The 17,116-nt window shown below is 62.4% G+C and carries 19 protein-coding genes; 9 read left to right on the plus strand and 10 right to left on the minus strand.

Going from position 1 to position 17,116, the window contains the following annotated elements; all coding sequences use genetic code 11:
* Both QNO03_RS12845 and QNO03_RS12850 read left to right on the plus strand, forming a co-directional pair.
* Entirely contained in the window at nt 1-1,551 is a 1,551-nt protein-coding gene (locus tag QNO03_RS12845; protein ID WP_289603560.1) for a DUF6297 family protein, read from the plus strand.
* Between the two features lie 82 nt (nt 1,552-1,633).
* On the plus strand, nt 1,634-2,185 hold the full coding sequence (locus QNO03_RS12850) for a dihydrofolate reductase family protein (protein WP_289603561.1): 552 nt from the start codon (nt 1,634-1,636) through the stop codon (nt 2,183-2,185).
* A 103-nt stretch (nt 2,186-2,288) separates the two neighbouring features.
* Here the strand turns inward: QNO03_RS12850 and QNO03_RS12855 are convergent, their stop codons facing one another.
* Nucleotides 2,289-3,005, minus strand: a complete 717-nt coding sequence (locus tag QNO03_RS12855; RefSeq protein ID WP_354003902.1) for an NADPH-dependent F420 reductase — start codon at nt 3,003-3,005, stop codon at nt 2,289-2,291.
* A 348-nt stretch (nt 3,006-3,353) separates the two neighbouring features.
* On the opposite strand from QNO03_RS12855, the gene QNO03_RS12860 reads away from it, so the two are divergent.
* Nucleotides 3,354-4,334: a hypothetical protein gene (locus QNO03_RS12860; protein WP_289603562.1), complete on the plus strand. Its 981-nt coding sequence runs from the start codon at nt 3,354-3,356 to the stop codon at nt 4,332-4,334.
* Between the two features lie 30 nt (nt 4,335-4,364).
* Here QNO03_RS12860 and QNO03_RS12865 read toward each other — a convergent pair whose 3' ends face one another.
* Nucleotides 4,365-5,405: an FAD-dependent monooxygenase gene (locus QNO03_RS12865; protein ID WP_289603563.1), complete on the minus strand. Its 1,041-nt coding sequence runs from the start codon at nt 5,403-5,405 to the stop codon at nt 4,365-4,367.
* A 226-nt stretch (nt 5,406-5,631) separates the two neighbouring features.
* Between QNO03_RS12865 and QNO03_RS12870 the strand changes: the two genes are divergently transcribed.
* The 4 genes from QNO03_RS12870 (at nt 5,632) to QNO03_RS12885 (ending at nt 8,336) form a co-directional block, all read left to right on the plus strand.
* Nucleotides 5,632-6,201: a DapH/DapD/GlmU-related protein gene (locus QNO03_RS12870; RefSeq protein WP_289603564.1), complete on the plus strand. Its 570-nt coding sequence runs from the start codon at nt 5,632-5,634 to the stop codon at nt 6,199-6,201.
* A 121-nt stretch (nt 6,202-6,322) separates the two neighbouring features.
* Nucleotides 6,323-6,727 (plus strand): winged helix-turn-helix transcriptional regulator, encoded by a 405-nt coding sequence (locus tag QNO03_RS12875; protein ID WP_289603565.1) that lies wholly within the window; start codon nt 6,323-6,325, stop codon nt 6,725-6,727.
* A 2-nt stretch (nt 6,728-6,729) separates the two neighbouring features.
* Nucleotides 6,730-7,791, plus strand: coding sequence for an LLM class flavin-dependent oxidoreductase (locus QNO03_RS12880; RefSeq protein WP_289603566.1), 1,062 nt, complete (start codon nt 6,730-6,732; stop codon nt 7,789-7,791).
* Nucleotides 7,788-8,336, plus strand: a complete 549-nt coding sequence (locus QNO03_RS12885; RefSeq protein ID WP_289603567.1) for an NAD(P)H-dependent oxidoreductase — start codon at nt 7,788-7,790, stop codon at nt 8,334-8,336. The genes QNO03_RS12880 and QNO03_RS12885 overlap by 4 nt, the downstream gene beginning before the upstream one ends.
* Before the next feature lie 18 nt (nt 8,337-8,354).
* Here the strand turns inward: QNO03_RS12885 and QNO03_RS12890 are convergent, their stop codons facing one another.
* The 3 genes from QNO03_RS12890 to QNO03_RS12900 form a co-directional block, all read right to left on the minus strand.
* The gene (locus tag QNO03_RS12890; protein ID WP_289603705.1) at nt 8,355-8,924 is read right to left on the minus strand and encodes an MOSC domain-containing protein; all 570 of its coding nucleotides are present in this window, start codon (nt 8,922-8,924) and stop codon (nt 8,355-8,357) included.
* 25 nt (nt 8,925-8,949) lie between these two features.
* Nucleotides 8,950-9,591: a hypothetical protein gene (locus QNO03_RS12895; protein WP_289603568.1), complete on the minus strand. Its 642-nt coding sequence runs from the start codon at nt 9,589-9,591 to the stop codon at nt 8,950-8,952.
* Nucleotides 9,592-9,688: 97 nt separating this feature from the next.
* On the minus strand, nt 9,689-10,141 hold the full coding sequence (locus QNO03_RS12900; protein ID WP_289603569.1) for an SRPBCC family protein: 453 nt from the start codon (nt 10,139-10,141) through the stop codon (nt 9,689-9,691).
* Between the two features lie 187 nt (nt 10,142-10,328).
* On the opposite strand from QNO03_RS12900, the gene QNO03_RS12905 reads away from it, so the two are divergent.
* Nucleotides 10,329-10,703: a hypothetical protein gene (locus QNO03_RS12905; RefSeq protein WP_289603570.1), complete on the plus strand. Its 375-nt coding sequence runs from the start codon at nt 10,329-10,331 to the stop codon at nt 10,701-10,703.
* 388 nt (nt 10,704-11,091) lie between these two features.
* On the opposite strand, the gene QNO03_RS12910 is transcribed toward QNO03_RS12905, so the two are convergent.
* The 5 genes from QNO03_RS12910 to QNO03_RS12930 are packed head-to-tail and all read right to left on the minus strand — an operon-like array spanning nt 11,092 to nt 15,870.
* On the minus strand, nt 11,092-11,778 hold the full coding sequence (locus tag QNO03_RS12910) for an HAD-IA family hydrolase (protein ID WP_289603571.1): 687 nt from the start codon (nt 11,776-11,778) through the stop codon (nt 11,092-11,094).
* Nucleotides 11,775-12,821, minus strand: a complete 1,047-nt coding sequence (locus QNO03_RS12915) for an NAD(P)-dependent alcohol dehydrogenase (protein WP_289603572.1) — start codon at nt 12,819-12,821, stop codon at nt 11,775-11,777. Before QNO03_RS12915 ends, QNO03_RS12910 begins: the two co-directional genes overlap by 4 nt.
* A gap of 30 nt (nt 12,822-12,851) precedes the next feature.
* A complete protein-coding gene (locus tag QNO03_RS12920) occupies nt 12,852-13,751 on the minus strand; it encodes a carbohydrate ABC transporter permease (protein WP_289603573.1) in 900 nt (299 codons plus the stop codon).
* Nucleotides 13,748-14,605 carry a carbohydrate ABC transporter permease gene (locus QNO03_RS12925; RefSeq protein WP_229946364.1) on the minus strand — a complete coding sequence of 286 codons (858 nt, stop codon included), beginning with the start codon at nt 14,603-14,605 and terminating at the stop codon, nt 13,748-13,750. Before QNO03_RS12925 ends, QNO03_RS12920 begins: the two co-directional genes overlap by 4 nt.
* Before the next feature lie 59 nt (nt 14,606-14,664).
* Complete coding sequence (locus tag QNO03_RS12930) at nt 14,665-15,870, minus strand: ABC transporter substrate-binding protein (RefSeq protein ID WP_289603574.1); 1,206 nt, start codon at nt 15,868-15,870, stop codon at nt 14,665-14,667.
* A gap of 286 nt (nt 15,871-16,156) precedes the next feature.
* Here QNO03_RS12930 and QNO03_RS12935 point away from each other — a divergent pair, with 286 nt between their 5' ends.
* Nucleotides 16,157-17,110, plus strand: a complete 954-nt coding sequence (locus QNO03_RS12935) for a sugar-binding transcriptional regulator (protein ID WP_289603575.1) — start codon at nt 16,157-16,159, stop codon at nt 17,108-17,110.
* Nucleotides 17,111-17,116: the final 6 nt, after the last annotated feature.

The raw sequence follows: 17,116 nt of genomic DNA on the forward strand, positions 1-17,116 counted from the left end.
GTGCCCCGTACCGAAGCAGCCGACCCGATGCCGACGGACTTCAACCCGGTCCGTTACACCCGAGGAGCCTCGCGGGACCACCGCCGTGGCAGTGTCCGGGTCCGGGATGTGCTGCTGGATGCCTATGCCACTGTGCTGGGAGTCGGAACCATCGGAGCCCTGGCCGGAGGACTGGTGCTGGCAATGCGGAATGAGGTGGCGAGGGCTCTGGGGTCCGGAGCAGGCGGCCGCCGCACCGTTATCACCGCGGACTTGACCGCCCTGCCCGACGGCGTGGCAGTGACCCTTCTGCTCTTCGCCGCTTTGGCCTCGGTGATGGCTGGGGCCCGGAAGCTCGGGCCGGTGGCCGTGCCCTCGGCCGAGGGGTACTGGTGGCTGAGCCTGCCTGTGGACCGGCGCCAGTTCCTGGCCGGAGGGCTGCTCCGCCGGGTGGGCATCGTCTGGGCAGCGGGTGCGGTCCTGTACCTGCCGGTCGGATTCATCACCGATCTGCAGGCAACGTTTGGAGGCCAGCTCGCCGGTGCCGTCGTCTTCGGACTGGCCGCGGTCTGCGCGCTGCTCCTGGCCGCCCTGCGGCAGTCTGCGGGAAACGGCTTTCCGGGCGGAGCGTTGGGTGCTGCCGGCGGATTGGTGCTGCTGGCCCTGCTGAGCTTCCTCCCGCGGCTGGCCGCGGCCGGGGAACTCTGGTCTGGCGCCGTGGTCCTGGCCGTCGTCGTCGGGCTCTGGCTGGTGGTGTTCGCGCGGATGGGTGCGATTCCGGGCCGGGAACTGATCCGCGGCGGTGGGGTATCGGGGCATGCCGGTGCCGCGCTGTATCTGATGGACACCAATGAGCTGGGGCGGGCGTTTGCCAGTACTCCGCGCGGCGGGGGAACCTCCCGCGCCCGGGGCTGGTACGCGAAGGGCGCCCGCACCCCGTTCGGCGCGCTGCTGAGGGCGGATACCACCGCGTTCCTGCGCACCCCCGGTATCTGGGGGAGGCCGGTGCTGGTGCTGCTGCTGTGTGTCACGGTTCTGCTGTCCGCCGGGCAGCAGCCGGCGCTGCTGCAGCTGGGCATCATCCTGCTAAGCATCTTCGCTGCGGTTCCGGCTTTGGGAACGCTCGCCCGGCAGACCGCGATCACGCCGGGGCTGGACGCCTTGCTGCCGCTGTCCCCGGCACTGGTCCGGCTGAGTCGGACGGCCCTGCCGGCTGCCGCCCTGGCACTCTGGTCCACGGTGTTCTGCGCCGCCCTGGTGCTGCTGGGTGCAGGCACCCCGGAGCTGATCGGGCTCGGCGCGCTCGCCGGGGTGGGGTTTGGTGCGGCGGCGGTTCGGGGCGCCTACCGGCCGCTGCCCGACTGGAGCGCACCGCCTGTAGAGACCGTCTTCGGTCCGGTGCCCACGGCCCAGACCGGATCGCTGGCGCAGGGGCTGGACACCATCCTGCTGGCCGCGGTGCCGTTGCTGCTGGGCCTGTTTCTCGGATACGTCCCGGCGGTTCTGCTGCTGGCGCAGGCGGGCTTTTCTGTGGTCTGCGTTCTGCTGGTGATGTATTCGCGTCCCAAGTAGGGTCGACGGCCTGGCGAACGCATGCATGCCCTGGGCGCCAGCACCCTTGTGCTGGGTGAAGTCCGGAGGGTTGAGTCGGACGATGGGATTGCTTACCTACTCCATGAACTGCTCACTGGACGGCTACAGCGCCGACACTGACGGCAACTTCGCCTGGTTGGAGCCGACCGAGGATTTTCTTGCCTCACATTCCGAGGACCTGGAGGACGCGTCCGCCGTGCTCTACGGGCGGGGCATGTACGAAACCATGGCCGTGTGGGAAACCGATCCATCCCTGGCCGTGGGACCGCCGGGGTCGGACCGGTTCGCGGCGGCCTGGACGGCGGTGCCCAAGGTGGTGTTTTCCTCCACCCTCCCGGAGGTGTTCACCGGGCGGACCACCCTGGAACCCGCCCTGACCCCGGAAGCCGTGGAACGGGCCAAAGCTGAGGGAAACGTCATGATCGGGGGTCCGGAGCTGGCCAAGAGCGCTATGCGGATGGGACTGGTCGACGTCGTGTCACTGGTGATCTGCCCGGTAATCGTCGGCGGCGGCACGCGGGCCCTGCCCGACGGACTGTCGCTGAAACTTCGACTCCTGCGGGAACAACGCCTCGACAACGGGGGAGTCCGGGTGACCTACGCCGTGAAGTGAGGCTGGGCTTCCTGCGTACGCGGCCCGCCCCCGGATCGAGTCTGCACGATTTACCGTTTATCAGCCCGAAATCGGTAAATTGTGCAGACTCGATGGCGAAGGATTAGAAGAGCCGTTCCGCCACGTTCACGCGGGTGGCCGAGGCCAGGGCGGACTCGACCTTCGCCTTAGGCGTTGTGCCGGGAACCGAGCTCATCAGCTGGTCATCGGGTGTGCTCTCGTCCGCGAGGTACAGACGGGTATAGCCCACGGAGTCCGGCTCAAACGTCCAGCTCTCGGCGACGGCGCCGGCGTCGACGACGTCGTAGCCCAGCCCGTCGATGAGTGCCGCCGCCTCAGCCTTGGCCGACTCGTCGTCGGAGGCGATGGGCAGCGCCGAGCGGTCCGCGGCACCGCTGGGGCGGGCGAGAAGCGGAATGTGGTGCGCCAGGATGTTATTGAACGCCTTGACGTACTGCGCTCCGGGAAGCCAGCTCTGCACCAGTTCACTGGTGGTCACGGTGCTGTCATCGAGTGCGGCGATGCGCCCGTCCCGGGAGGGGTAGTAATTGCTGGTGTCCAGGACGATTTTGCCGGCCAGCAGTCCGTCCGGAAGAGCGGAAACCGCGTTCAGCGGAATGGAAAGCACGACGGCGTCGCCGAGTTTCGCGGCGTCTTCCACCGTCCCGGCCTGGGCCAGCGGCCCGAGCTCGGCGACCAGGTCGGAGAGCGTTTCAGGTCCCCGCGAGTTGGCGATAACGACGTTCATGCCCGCGGCAACCGCGAGCCGCGCGACTGCCGATCCGATGTTCCCGCTGCCGATAATTCCCAATGTTGGCATTGCATATTCCTTCGATAGTGTTCAGCTGGACCGGCCGCGGTGTCCCGCGTCTGTCCCTATGGGAGGAAACCGCCCCTGCTGCACAGGAATTCCCCCGGGCGGTGGCGGCGGCTTCAAGCCGCTTCGGTCACGAACGCCTAGGCCTTGGGTAACAGAAAGGTCTGGTGCTGTGCGTCGCTGGTTCGTAAAACCCATAGTCGCTCCGCGTGCGCAGGAAAAGAGTCTCTGACACAATTGGGCAATTTCTGAGAGCCCGTATGGACATTTACCGTGTTGGGAACACAGTGTTGGGAACACGCCTAGCGACGTCAAGAAAAAATCATTTTTGGGGATGAAAAGAGCGGCCTAATGCAATCGAACATTGTTCATCGAGAAGCAGCTACCCGTCCGGTGCAGCAGCACGCCAGCACAACCACCCTGTGGTCCATCCTGACCATAGAGCCGGAGCGTAAGGATGCAGGTGATGAAATAATCCGCCACATTGTGGCCCCACTGTCTTCCCAACTGAGGGCTCAGCAGGGGAACCGGTTTCGGTTGTCACGCAGTCTGGAATCCGACCATCAGGCTGTGCTCCTGCATTTGCTTGCCCCCGACGACGTCGCTAAGCGCTTATGGAAGTTTGCGGACGCGCTGGCGGACGAAAACGTTGCCACGCTGGGTACCGTGAAGACCTCCCACTCGCCGGGGCTCGTTTATCCGCCAGCGCCGGGTGGACCGGTACCTGAGGTGGTGGAAGCGGCACTTGCACGGTTCGGTGGGCCAAAGGGCTTGGAACTGGTAGCTGAGATTGGCGAGATCTCCTTGGATTTGACCTTGTGGGCGGTCAATCGCTTTCCCAGCCTCAACACACGCTCGATGCTGGCTGCCCTGCTTCTCTTCGACACCGGCCACGCCATGATGCACGGGCCCCGGTCCGCTGTGTGGCCCGACCGCAGAACCACCAGCTGGGACTACTACTGGAACGCTCATCTGCACGCGTGTACAGGTTCTTTTGGATCGCACGCTTCGCAGGCGCGGAGGGCAATGCGGGCCCGGATTGCGCCCCGGATTGCACCCACACACAGGATGATGGCCGCCCTTGCCTCAGAGCCGGCAGTGGATATCTGGCGGAAACGCTGGGCAAGGTCTATGGATGAGTATTTGTACCGGGCAGACAAACAACGCATCAGTCGCAGTGCACACCAGTTGGCTATGGGCGCTTGCCAGCATGCACTCAACGGGCTGGGTTTTCCGCTGCGGGAACAGGGGGCCCTTGGCCTATATGCGCGTGCCTGGAGTAAAGAGATTGAAGCGCAGTATTCCAGTGAGGAGCTCGCTCGCACCCGGTAAATCAGTCGAGTCAGAAATGACGGCGCAGGACTAGCTGAACCGTGCCGCGGCGGACACCGCGAGGTTCCGGATGCCGGTGAAACGCTTGGCCGTGCCGATACCGTTCAGCAGCCGTGCCGCGCGGACCATTCCGTTTCCCCGCCGACGCCGGCCGGCGTCGTAGCGCTGCAGGGCTGCGGGAACGTCGGGAGCCACGCTGAGGGCGTCTACCAGGGCAACCGCGTCCAGGAGTGCCTCGCAGGCGCCGCGGCCAAGGTTCGGCGCCATGCCATGCGCGGCGTCGCCCAGCAGGGCAACGTTGCCGGAAATATAGGAGCGGAGAGGTGGAACATCGAACAGTTCCCGGTAATCCAGCGGGCTCCCGTCCAGTTTTCCCAGCACCCGGGCGACGTCCGGGTGCCACCCGAGGTAGAGGCGGCGCAGCAGATCTGCCCCGTGGATGCCGAAGGCCTCCGGGGAACCCAGCGGAGGAAGGTCTGTGGAACGGAGGCAGGCAAACCAGTTAGTGTTGCCGGGATCCAGGGGCGTAATGCCGAACAGCCGGCCGCGGCCCCACGTCTCGGTACTCCCGCCGGCCGGGCCGGAAACAACACCGCGGAAAGCCACCGTACCCAGCGCCCGGGGCGATGCCCCGAGGTAGGCGGCGCGTAGGCGGCTGGAGATCCCGTCGGCGGCCACCACAACATCGGCATCGGGTAGGGATGAGGGCCCGGCGACCGGTGAATTCCATTCGATAACTCCGGCGGGCAAATCCCCGGAGAGAGCGTCCATCAGGACCGTGCGCGGGACCATGCGCGCGGTTCGGCCGCGGCCCATGGCTGCGATCTGGCTGCCGTCGGGTTTCAGGAGCCGTGCGCCGGGCTCTTCCACCGAACCAGCGCGGACTGCGTCACCGGCACCCAACGCGTCCAGGGCCTTCATCGCCTCGGGCCACATGGCCAGTGCCGTTCCGCTGCCGGGCAGATGGGCAGAGCGTTCAAGTACCCGCACCGACCATCCTGCTCGGAGCAGTCCCCGCGCTACGGCGGTTCCTGCAATGCCTGCCCCGACGATCAGTGCTGAGCCACGCATGGCTTCTCCTCTTTATTGGCCCGGTGCATCTGGTCGTACCTGCCGTCCCAGATGAGCATCTGCAGCGGATGAAACAGTGAAATCCCGAGCGGCTTATGCGGCCGATCCTGCCACAGTGCGGCTCTTGTCCCGCGCAGCGGGTGATGCGAATGTGGGCAAAGCCTGTGAAGCTGCGCGGCGGCCTGCGCCGGCACTTTGATCCGCAACCCACGCGTAAAGGACTCCCATGGAACTCGAGGAACTGCTCGCAGTGCTGAACGCCGGCGAAACGATCACCGCGGGCTCACCGCTGCATGAAGCCATGCACCACGCCAGCCAGACGGCCCTGCAGATCACCGGCGAACTCAACAGCGGCTACCACGAACCGGCACGGGTACGGGAGCTGCTCTCCCGCCTCACTGGGAAACCGGTGGACGAGTCCGTGGCCCTGTTCCCGCCGTTCTCCGCAGATTTCGGCCAAAACATCACCCTGGGGAAACGGGTTTTCATCAACGCCGGCTGCAAATTCCAGGACCAGGGCGGCATCCATATCGGCGACGATTGCCTGATCGGCCACAACGTGGTCCTGGCGACGCTGAACCACGATCTGTCGCCGGACCGGCGTGCGGATATGCATCCGGCACCGGTCACGCTCGGCCGGAACGTGTGGCTCGGTTCCAACGTCACGGTGCTGCCGGGCGTGAGCATCGGTGACGACGCCGTGGTGGCAGCCGGCGCCGTCGTCACCAAGGATGTTCCGGCGCGGTCCCTGGCCGTGGGTTCACCAGCGCGGGTGATTCGGACACTCGAGGATTAACCCCGGGTCAGGAATCAGACGCACTTGAGCCGGCCATGCGATTCTGTCACGGAAGTACTTCTATTGACGTAGCTACTACGTTTATGAAAGTATCCAAACTCCACAGCAAACGAGGAGAACCGTGACGCACGCAGAACCCGCACCGATGGTGCACGAAGAGGAAGCGGCCGACGGGGCGTGCCCGTCCTTCATCGCAGCCATGGACATCATCGGCCGCCGTTGGAGTGGGATCATCATCGAGGCAATAGGGCGCGGCGAGACTGGATTCGCGGACATCGGCCGTTTCATCCCGCACATTGGTGACACCATGCTCGCCAAGCGACTGCGGGAACTTGAGAACGATGGCCTCGTGGAACGTGAAGTCGTCGACGGCCGGCCGGTTCGCGTTCGGTACTCCTTGACCGTCGCAGGCCTGGCACTCCTGCCCATTCTGCGTGACATCACATCGTGGGGACACGCCTATTCATTCGGTGAGCAGGACGCTAACACTCCGGTGCCAGCTCCGACCGACAGCGAGGGGAAGTAGTTATGGCATTCGAAGTAGGGATTCTTACCTTTGGGGAGCTGACGACCGATCTTGCGACGGGCAGCATGCCCTCTCCGGAGGAACGAATGCGTCAGACTCTCGAGCAGGCACGGCTGGCTGACGAAGTGGGACTGGACGTGTTTGGTGTGGGCGAGCACCACCGGTCGGACTTCATCGCATCAGCGCCTCATATGGTGCTCGCGGCGGCCGCAACGGTGACCGAGAACATTCGGCTCACCAGCGGCGTGACCGTCTTGAGTTCGGAGGATCCGGTGCGTGTCTTCCAGAACTTTGCAACGCTGGACCTGATTTCCGGCGGCAGGGCGGAGATCATCGCCGGCCGGGGATCCTACACAGAGTCATTTCCCCTGTTCGGCTATGACCTGGCGGACTACGCCGAGCTCTACCGGGAAAAACTCGATGCCCTGCTCGCCATTCGTGCCAACAACCCTGTCACATGGCCCGGCAGCGCCTTCACGCAGCCTCTGACTGGCCTGGACATTGCACCACGGCCCGTGGGCGAGCTGCCCATCTGGGTCGGAGTAGGCGGAACCCCAGCCTCGGCCATCCGGGCCGGACAGCTGGGCCTGCCCATGGCCTTAGCTCTACTTCTTGGACCCATCACACAGTTCGAGCGCCCTGTCGACTTCTACCGCCAGGCCGCAGCAGACGCCGGCCACGACTCCGCCGCGTTGCCGATCAGCATTAACGCCCACGGCTTGGTGGGCGATACGAGTCAGGGAGCACGGGACGATTTCTACCCATACTTCGCTCGCGGATTGAGGGAGAACAATCATCAACGCGGTGTCGGATTCGATATCCCCCGCAACGCCTTTAATGCACAGGCGACACCCTCGGGCGGTCTCCTCGTGGGCAGCCCACAAGAGATCATTGACAAGCTGCTTGCGTACCACGAGCTGTATGGGGTTTCCCGAGCAGTATTCCAGATGGGATTTGGCGGACTTCCCCAGAAACAGCATCTGAAAGCGATCGAACTGCTCGGGACAGAGGTAGCTCCCGTTATCCGTGAGGAGACCGCGAAGCAGAAGGCGGTCAAGGTATGAGCCGCCCCCTCCAGGTCGCAATCGTCAACGGCAGTCCGAATGCGAACTCCAAGACAATGGCGCTCGTCTCGCTCATCACAGATTCGCTAGGGCAGAAGTTGGAGCTGGAAGTACATCAAACCAACGTGTACGACCTGGGCCCATCGTTCTTCACCGCTATCGAGCGCGAAACCCTGCTGCCAGAAGTTGAGGCGGAGTTCATCGCCGTAGAGTCGTCCGATCTACTTATCGCCGCTACGCCCGTATACCGGGGTTCATACTCTGGGATGTTTAAGCATTTCTTCGACCTCACCGGCCAGTACGCACTCACAAACAAACCAGTCATCCTCGTAGCAACAGGGGGAAGTGACCGGCACGCCCTGGTGATCGAACACGAGCTTCGACCCCTCTTCGGATTCTTCCAAGCCGCCACCATCCCGGTGGGCTTCTACGCCAATGCGGGCGACTTCGAGGGCAACCTGGTGCTCAACGCCGAGGTTTACAGTCGCATCGAGATCGCCATTGGCGACGTAATCGACAAGTTGAGGGTTCTCGCCACAACCTAGTGGACTGCTGGCAAGGCTTCAGACGCAATTGAGCCGACGCTGCGGCCCGGCCGGAAGCTCGACTCGGATCTCATCGTCGACGTTTACCAGCCCGCCGGCCAGCACGATGCCCATGACTCCCGTCTTGCGCACGAGTTTTCCCGCGCTGTCGCGGGGCAGCACCGCTTTGAGCAGCCCGGTCTGGAAGCGGTCGATCTGCCGGCAGGGACTCCGCAGACCGGTTACCTGGACGACGGCGTCGGGTCCGATCCGCAGGAGGGTCCCTTCGGGGAGGTTCAGGAGATCGATGCCGCGGGTGGTGATGTTCTCCCCGAGGTCGCCGGGGTGCAGTTCGAAGCCGTCCGGCTCCAGCTCGTCGAACAGTTCCGCATGGATTAGGTGCACCTGCCGCAGGTTGGGTTCCGTCGGGTGGGACCGCTTCCGAAACACATGCTGCACGGTGGTGCCGGAATGCGCGTCTCCGTCGACCCCGAGCCCTTCCACCAGGAGCACCGATTCCACCCGGTCCTTGCTGAAGTTGTGCCTGCTGCTTCGGCTGACCGAGAGCACTCTTGAATCCGTCGTGGAAACATGTCCGTCCGACAGCATTTCCGCAGAGAAGGGTGCCACGTTATTACCAGACCAGGGCGCGGTCGGCTGGCGCAACCGGCTTCTGGGTGGGGGTGGCTGTAATCAGCCGAACTCTGGGGTGGTAGGCGCTTTCGTGCACTTCTGCCTCCAACGATTTAAGGTCGAACGACTGCCGGTGGTGGTTATTCAGCACGCAGACGTAGGCCAGCGGCTTAGGAGAATCCGGTGAGCTGCGGCTGTGTTCTTCCAGCAGGCGGTCCAGCTTCACTACGTCAGCAAGGATTGAGCGGCGCTGGAGGCCGCTGGCGGTGCTCGCTCCTACCTTGAGTTCGGAGACCACCGCGAGATGCTTGAGGATTCCGATGCCGGACTCATCCGAGGAGCGGGCCTCACCGTTGGCGTAGTGCGGGATCATGATTCCGGGCTTTCGCGCAACGACCGCGTCAGGCCGTACTTCGCCCATCCCCGGCGAGTGTACGAAGTACTTTTCGTTGATGATGACTTCTCGCCCAACTCGGTCGATGCCGAACTGCCCGATCAAATAATGCGCAAACCACGCCTGATAGCTCGCTTCATTAGCCCAAAGGTGGCCGCAGGAGGCCGCGAATACATTCCATGCAGCCTCGAACTTTTGTGCGAGAGGTTCAGGTCCGGGGTTCCAGCTAGATGTCATTTCATGGATCATTCCATGTTTCGACGGGGCATCGCCGTATTTCTTCTGCAGGGTCGTCTCCCCGTGCTGGCGATGGACGGGCTTCGCACGGCGGCAGCAGGGACGCCACCTAACGGACGAAATCCCCGGCCAGGTGCCGGTTCCGCGTCTCGATGAGGTTCTGGAGGTAGCGGGCCAGGACCAGTTTCTCGACCAGCCGCCCGACGACGCCGAGGGGCGCCTCGAACTCGATCCGGTCAACCATCGTGGTGCCCTCCGAGTCCGAGCTGAACTCGTGGACATGCCGGAACCGCCGGAAGGGGCCTTTGACCTGCTCGTCGACGAAATAATCCGGCGGGTCCATCTCGGTGATCCGGCTTGTCATCCGCAGCGGAACGCCGAAGTGCCAGGCCCGCCAGGTGACTTCCCCACCATTGGAGATGAGGCCCGACGTCACGCCGCCGACGGCCTCTTCACGTGACCGCGCCATGGACTCCTTGTGGGCGTCAATGCTCCGGGCCCGGTCGAACAGCTCCAGCATAGGCAGGCTTGTCCGGGTGGTGCATTCGAAGGAAACGGTCATGGTCAGAGTATGGCAGTCCGTCCCAGCGGATCATCGGTCCTGCTGCTCGGGCTTCGCGGAACTGCACGGCCTTTCCCTGCCACCGCCCGGCGGAACCGTTGGCGGAAGTTAGGTCCGCCTGGGGTAGATTTTCAGGCAGGAATGCTGAGCTAGCGCCTTGGTAAACGAGCAGGACAGGTAAATAACAATGTCAGCGAATATCCTCGAGTTTCTCCTCGCGGCATCGATTACAGTTTTTATTGGCGCGATTGCGTGGTGGGCGAGGACGCATCCGAACCGGTCCAGGGAATACCCGGAACGGGTGCGGATGCCCAAGGTGGTGCCGATCTTTGGGTGGGTGGCCGCCGGTTTCGGGGTCCTCATAGGCTCGTGGGCCTGGTTCTCGTCAGACGGGCCGCTTGGTGCCCGGGTTGCTTCCGTGGCCATGTTGCTCGGCGGGCTGGCCTTCGTGGCGATGTACCGCAACTTCTATGTGGCGCGCGTCAATATGAGGTCGCCTTCCGCAGCAGCCTCGGCAAGGAACACGTTCTTCCCTACAGCGACATTGCTAACTACCACATGACGGTAATGAGAGGGCAGCGGTTTTTGACGGTTAAGTGGACCAACGGCACCAAACTCAGCCTGAACATCACCGCGTTTGACGTGACACCTTTGCTGCGCGCTATTGACTACCACCGGGCTACTGGCGGCTGGCCGGTCCCGGCCAGCGCTCCGCTCGAAATGCAGCCGGATGGGAACCCCGGGTACAAATGACCAACTCTGATGCCGTCGGCTAAGCAGGGCCCGCCTGATGCTGGCCGCGCTGGCCTGGCGATCCGCGCGACGTCGTCGTCGGGGCCCGTTCCCACGGTCCGGTGGCAATGACCGGGCGTCCGACGACGGCGTCGGCCAGGTCCTCTTCGCGGCAACATGATCGCGTCGTCGCGGGTGATGACGCAGCCGCTGAAGCCTCACGCGGCCAACCGAAGGTTGATTTGAAGAACACCGCCAGCCACCGGTTCCGCAGTGACTGATGCTAGAGAATCGACGAGGAAGTCGGCATAGGGGCTGAGCTCATAGGCGGTTGATGTTCCCACGATGGCCACTGTTGTGCATCCGGCTGCGCGCGCAGACTCCAGGCCTGCGACTGTGTCCTCGAAAGCCAGTGCGTGGCCGGAATAGCGTTTGCCTGCCAGATACGCTTCGGGGTCCGGCTTGCCGCGCACAACGTCATCACCGGTGATGAGCAGGGTCGGCATCGGAAGACCTGCCGCTGCCAGGCGTGCCAGAGCAACCGGCCTCGCAGCAGAGGTGACGATGGACCAGCGATTCGGGGGAAGCCGCGCGAGGAGCTCGGCGGACCCAGGAAGACCTACAACTGGCCCGACCTGAGAACTTTCCAGCTCCTCCAGCCGGCTGACAACAGCGCGAAACCGGTCCGGGACAACAAGTGAACGGACCAGATCAGTTGCGGTCCGCCCATGGAACTCGGCACCGAAAGGCACTGCTATCCCTTCTTCCTCGGCGAGAGTCTTCCATGCAGCTTCGACGGCGGCGATGGAATCGATGAGGGTACCGTCCATGTCGAAGAGCAACTCGTCGACATAGAGGGCGGCAACGGGTGGTCGGGGCCGCCGTGCGTTCCTGACACCGGTCACTGAGCGGACTCTGTCAGTGACGGAATAATCATGGTTTTGATGGCGGTTGGATCCGTCTTCGCCTTCATCAGCGCTTCCTCGACTGCATCGAGTCCGAGGCGCCCGGTCACCAGCGATCGTACTTCAATGGCACCCGTCGAGATGAGTTCGATCGCTGTGGGCCACGTATTCACGTAGCGATAGGTTCCAGTGAGGGTTATCTCGCGGTGCTGGATCATGGCGATTGGAACCAGTAATTCCTCTCCACCCATGCCGACGAGCACCGCTGTCCCGCCAGGCCGGATGGCGGGGAAGGCTGACAGGATGGCGCGGGCGTTTGCGGATGCATCGATATAGACCGTGAAGTGTTTCTCGTACTTCTCCAGTCCATCAGTAGTCGGGTCAAGCACGCTGCTGGCACCATGGGCAGCCACGTATTCCCGCCGATGCTGGATTGGATCACTGATAACGACTTCAGTGGCGCCGAAAGCGCGGGCCACCTGCGCGCATAGGGCTCCGATGGGCCCGGCGCCGGTGATCAGGACTTTGGATCCAGCCGTGACGTTACCGCGGCGGCAGGCGTGGATGGCCACGGACACCGGCTCTACCAGCGCGGCCTCTTCCGCTGTCATTGTGGAGGGGACGGCATGAGCGAAATCATCGTCGATAAGCGCGTACTCGGAAAACGACCCATCCACTGGGTAAGCGCCGTAGAAGCGCATATTGGTGCAGAGGTGATAGCTGCCTTCCTTGCAGAAGTCACACCGGCGGCAGGGCGTCTGGGGTTCTATGGCTACTTGGGTACCAATGCGTTGCGGGTCGACGCCCTCGCCTACCGCGACTATCTCACCGGCAGTTTCGTGTCCCAGGACCACGGGGCCGTGAACTACGAGATCGCCGATTGCGCCGGTTTCGTAGAAGTGCGTGTCCGACCCGCACACGCCGATTGCGGTAACGCGCATTAGGACCTGGCCTGACTGAGGTTGCGGCAGATCGACGCGTTGGAGCTGGATGTTTTTGGGCTCAGTCAGGACGCTCGCGAGCATGGTGGAAGGGGTGGCCATGAGAACTCCTAGAGGTGTGTGGTTGGGTTCCTAGCCCTTGACGGTGCCGGCGGTCAGGCCGTCGACGACCCAGCGCAGAGAGAGGAGGGCGAAGAGGATGCCCGGGATCAGCGAGATGATGGTCGCCGCTGCCATGGGCCCCCAATCGATTGATTGGAAGGAAATGTACTGCTGGATGCCCGTGGTGATGACCTGGGTATCTCTCCCGCTGAGGACGAGTGGGAGGGTGTAGCTGTTCCATGCCCAGATGAAGGACAGCATGAGGCTGGCTCCCAGACCAGGCGCGATTAGGCGGAGAAGTACGTGTCGGAAGGCGGTCCACCGGGTACCGCCATCGACGGCCACCGCCTCTTCCAGCTCCCGCGGCAAGTCTTCGATGAAGGATCGCAGCATCCATACGAGCATCGGCAGCGTCACCAGCTGATAGGCAAGGATCAGCCCCAGATAGGTGTCGTTCAGATTGCTCTTCTGATAGATCAGGTAGAGCGGAAGGATGATCAGCAGTTCAGGGGCGAATCGCAGGGAGAGGATGCCGAAGGCGATGGACTCTTGACCCTTAAATTTGAACCGGGCCAGCGCGTAGGCAGTGGGCAATCCGATGAACAAGGTCAGCACCAGGGCACCAATGGTGACGATCAGAGAGTTCAAGAACGGGGACAAAAACTCGGGCCCGCTCAATACTTCGGCGTAATTCGCCAGGGTTGGTAGGAAGAAAAACTTTGGTGGGTTGGAGATGATGTCTTCCGGGGTTTTCAGGGACATCATGAAAATCCACACGATAGGTGCCAGCGCAAACAGTGTCCATGCGCTCAAGAGGGCGATGACCGCCCCGTGCTTAAAGCTCTTTTTGCGTCGGCGGCGCTTGCTGGCGTTTTCGTGCGCACTAGAAGTGCTCTGCGGTGGAGCGGTCGGCTCAAGCGTGGTGCTCATGCCATGGCCTCCTTACGGCGGGCCTTCAGGAGCAGGAAGGAAATGAGGTAGCACAGCGCCCACAAGACCATCAGTGAGGCCATGGCCATACCGAAGTTGAGATTACGAATTCCGTCGAGGTACGCGAGCACATGCAGATTGGTGGTTGCATCGACTGGTCCACCTTGAGTAGTGGTGTAAATGATGTCGAACATTTTCAGCGAGTCGATGCCGCGGAAGGTGATGATGACAATCAGGACCGGCATGAGCATGGGCAGAGTCACCGAGACGAAGTTTCGGATCGGTCCGGCCCCGTCAACGGCGGAAGCCTCTCGCAGTTCCGACGGGATGCTCTTGAGCCCCGCCTGTGCCAGCAGGACGACGAACGGCGTGTAGATCCAGACGTCGATCAGGATTACTGACCAGAGCGCGCTATCAGGCCCGCTGAGCCACAAAAGCCTCTGGCTTCCGAGTGCTTCCAAGAACCAGTTGACCACACCGTTTTCTGTCAACATGACGTTCCACATAAGCGCAGCGATAACGGGAGGCAGCAACAACGGCAGAACGATTAGCAGTCTAAAGGCGTTGCCGTACCTGCCGTAGTTCAAAAGCATCGCGAGCCCAATCCCAAGGACGCATTCGGCTACTACCACGACGAAGGCATAGGTGAGCGTGACGCCGATTGCATGTTGTCCTTCGCCGGTCGAGAACAGCGATACGAAGTTCTGACCCCAGTTGAACTCGGGATCTCCCCTGTTGAGCCGGTAGGAGTTAAATGACCACCAGGCACCAGTCAGGAACGGGTAAAGCATGGCGACGAAGATCGCGATCCCAGGTAGGGCCAAGAGATATGGCAGAGCTGGCTTGTTTTTCATTGGAGCTTTCTTCGGGTCGGGCCGGGGCCGACGCAGGGGCGCCGGCCCCGGCAGGCGCCTTACTTGATGGCCGCGTCTATCTTCGTTGCCGCATCGTCGAGCGCGTCCTCTACGCTGGTTTCACCGAGGACTGCCGACTGAATCGCCGTCGCCCAGAGGTCGCCCACCTCGGGCCAAGTAGACGACGGCGCATACTGCCACGCGGCGTGTTCGGCGAGAATCTCCTGCCAAACTGCGTTGTAGTCGTCCCATCCTTCGGTTGCGGCAGCCATTTCCGGGCTTTCCGCTACAGAGACGCGCGTGGGGTTCATGTTTCCGTCGCCGATGGCCTGCGTAAGCATCTCCTTGGACGTAGCCCACTGAATAAACTGCCATGCGGCTCCCTTCTCCTCGGAAGCAGCGTTCATGCCCAGCGACCACAGCCACAAGCTGGATGCGCGCCCCTCGGGCCCTGCAGGGGGAAGCTCGTAGCCGACCTTGCCGGCGATGGCGCTGCCTTCGCGCTCGAAGTCCGGTGCCATGTGGTCAGCATCGATGTAGAAGGCGGCATTGCCGGCGATGAAGTCCTGCTGTGCTTCGTACCAGGTGTAACTGCTCGCCGCCTCCGGCGCGGTACCCATAAGTTCGACCCACTTCTTAGTGGCTTCGATGCCTTCGGGTGAATTGACGGTGGCGACTCCATCGGTGATGTCCTTCACCCCGTATGCTCCCGCGAAAGTGGAGAAAGGGTTCAGAGTGGGGTACGTCTTGTCTCCGCGGCTGACAAACCCGGAAATCTCCTTGCCTTCAAATTCGCTTCCGTCGAGCTTCTTCGCGGCCGCTATCAACTCATCGATCGTCTGCGGCACCTCAATGCCTGCCGCCTCCAAGATGTCCTTGCGGTAGAAGAGTGCGTACCCTTCCTCGTTGGCGGGGATCGCCCAGAGGCTTCCCTCCCCGGCACCGCCGAAGTCCGTGGTGTCCCACCGTTCGGCCTCGATGAGGGCGGGGTAGAAGTCGTCAAAGTCGTAATCTGGCGCGGTCTGCTTCTCGTCGTCCACCCAGGGTTGCAGATCCTCGATCCATCCTGATGCCGCATATTGGTAGTTCATCGGCTGGGACGTCATGAACACGTCGTAAGACCCGGACTCTGACTGCAGCTCGGTCAACGTTTTGACCATGTAGTCGGTTTCGGACAGTGTCTCGATGGACACCTTGATGCCGGTTTTCTCTTCGAATTCGGGAAGGTTCTTTTTAATGGAGGCGGAAAGCGGGTGCTCGCTCATGAGGAGATTAAGTTCGCGTCCCTCGAAGTTTCGCCAGTCAAACGACTCGACCTCAGCCTCTGCCGAAGGTCCCTCACTGGCGGCACACCCTGTCAGGAGCGCACCAGCTGCGATTGAGGCAATCGCAGCGCGCGTTATAAGGCCGAAGTTTCCTGTGTGATTTTTCATCGACTGTGTCCTTTGGCTTGGTGTGATCCCTCGTGCGACGCGTCGCCGTCGATGCGTCGGGGACCAAACTGGTGTAATGCTAATCACACTTACTCAGATGAGCCGGAAGGATGCTCGAATGAGCAGACCACTCTCTATCGAAGAACAGGTGCGCTACGTTTATGCAGCGCTCCAGCATCTGCAACACGATCGCTCGACCATCGACATCGCCGAGGAGCTGGGGGTCTCACGGTTCACGGTGGGCAGAATGGTCCAACGTGCCAGAGACGCGGGCCTGGTTGAAGTGCGGGCACGGATGCGTGATCCGATTGATCCTGAGTTATCGCGGCGGTTGGCAGCACGTTTCGGGCTGTCTTCTGCCCTTGTGCTGGTGGCACCTGTATACGACGCCGAACAGACACGATCTGTGATCGCATCCGTTACCGCCAAACTATTTATGGAACTCGTGGAGGAGGACCAAGTGGTTGGGTTGGGTTCGGGACGAACGATTATCGAAATGTGCAGACAGGTGCGCGACGTCCCCACGTGCGACGTTGTCCAGCTGACAGGTACGGCAACGAATGACGTGGGGGAGAGCCTGCAGGCCATTACGTCGTTGAGCAGTGTGGCGAGCGGGAAAATGTATGCGCTTCACGCGCCCATGGTGGCAACAAATAGGGCAGCAGCAAGCATCATCGCGACGCAGCCTGCAGTAAAAGAGTCCCTACACCGCATGGGCCGGCTCGACATGGCCGTGCTGACTATCGGGGGGTGGCCTGACAGCTCTTTGCTTGCGGATCAAGCCCGCCTGCTTGGCGAGCTCGAGGGACTGTTGCGATCTGGCGTGGTGGCCGAAGTCGGCACCACGTTATTGGATGCCGACGGCAAGGAAGTACCTGGGTTTGATGGACGTATCACCGGAATCTCAAAGGATCAGCTGGTGAAGATTCCTCAGAAAATACTGATCGGAGGTGGTCCAGGCAAGGAACGCGCAGTGGTTGCGACGCTTAAATCCGGGCTTGCTGACGTACTCATCACTGACGTCCGCACGGCGCAGTTTGCACTCGGTCAGGACGAAAAAAGTAAAGCGTGACTGCTC

The sequence above is a fragment of the Arthrobacter sp. zg-Y877 genome (genome assembly GCF_030373105.1).
Lineage (GTDB): Bacteria > Actinomycetota > Actinomycetes > Actinomycetales > Micrococcaceae > Arthrobacter_B.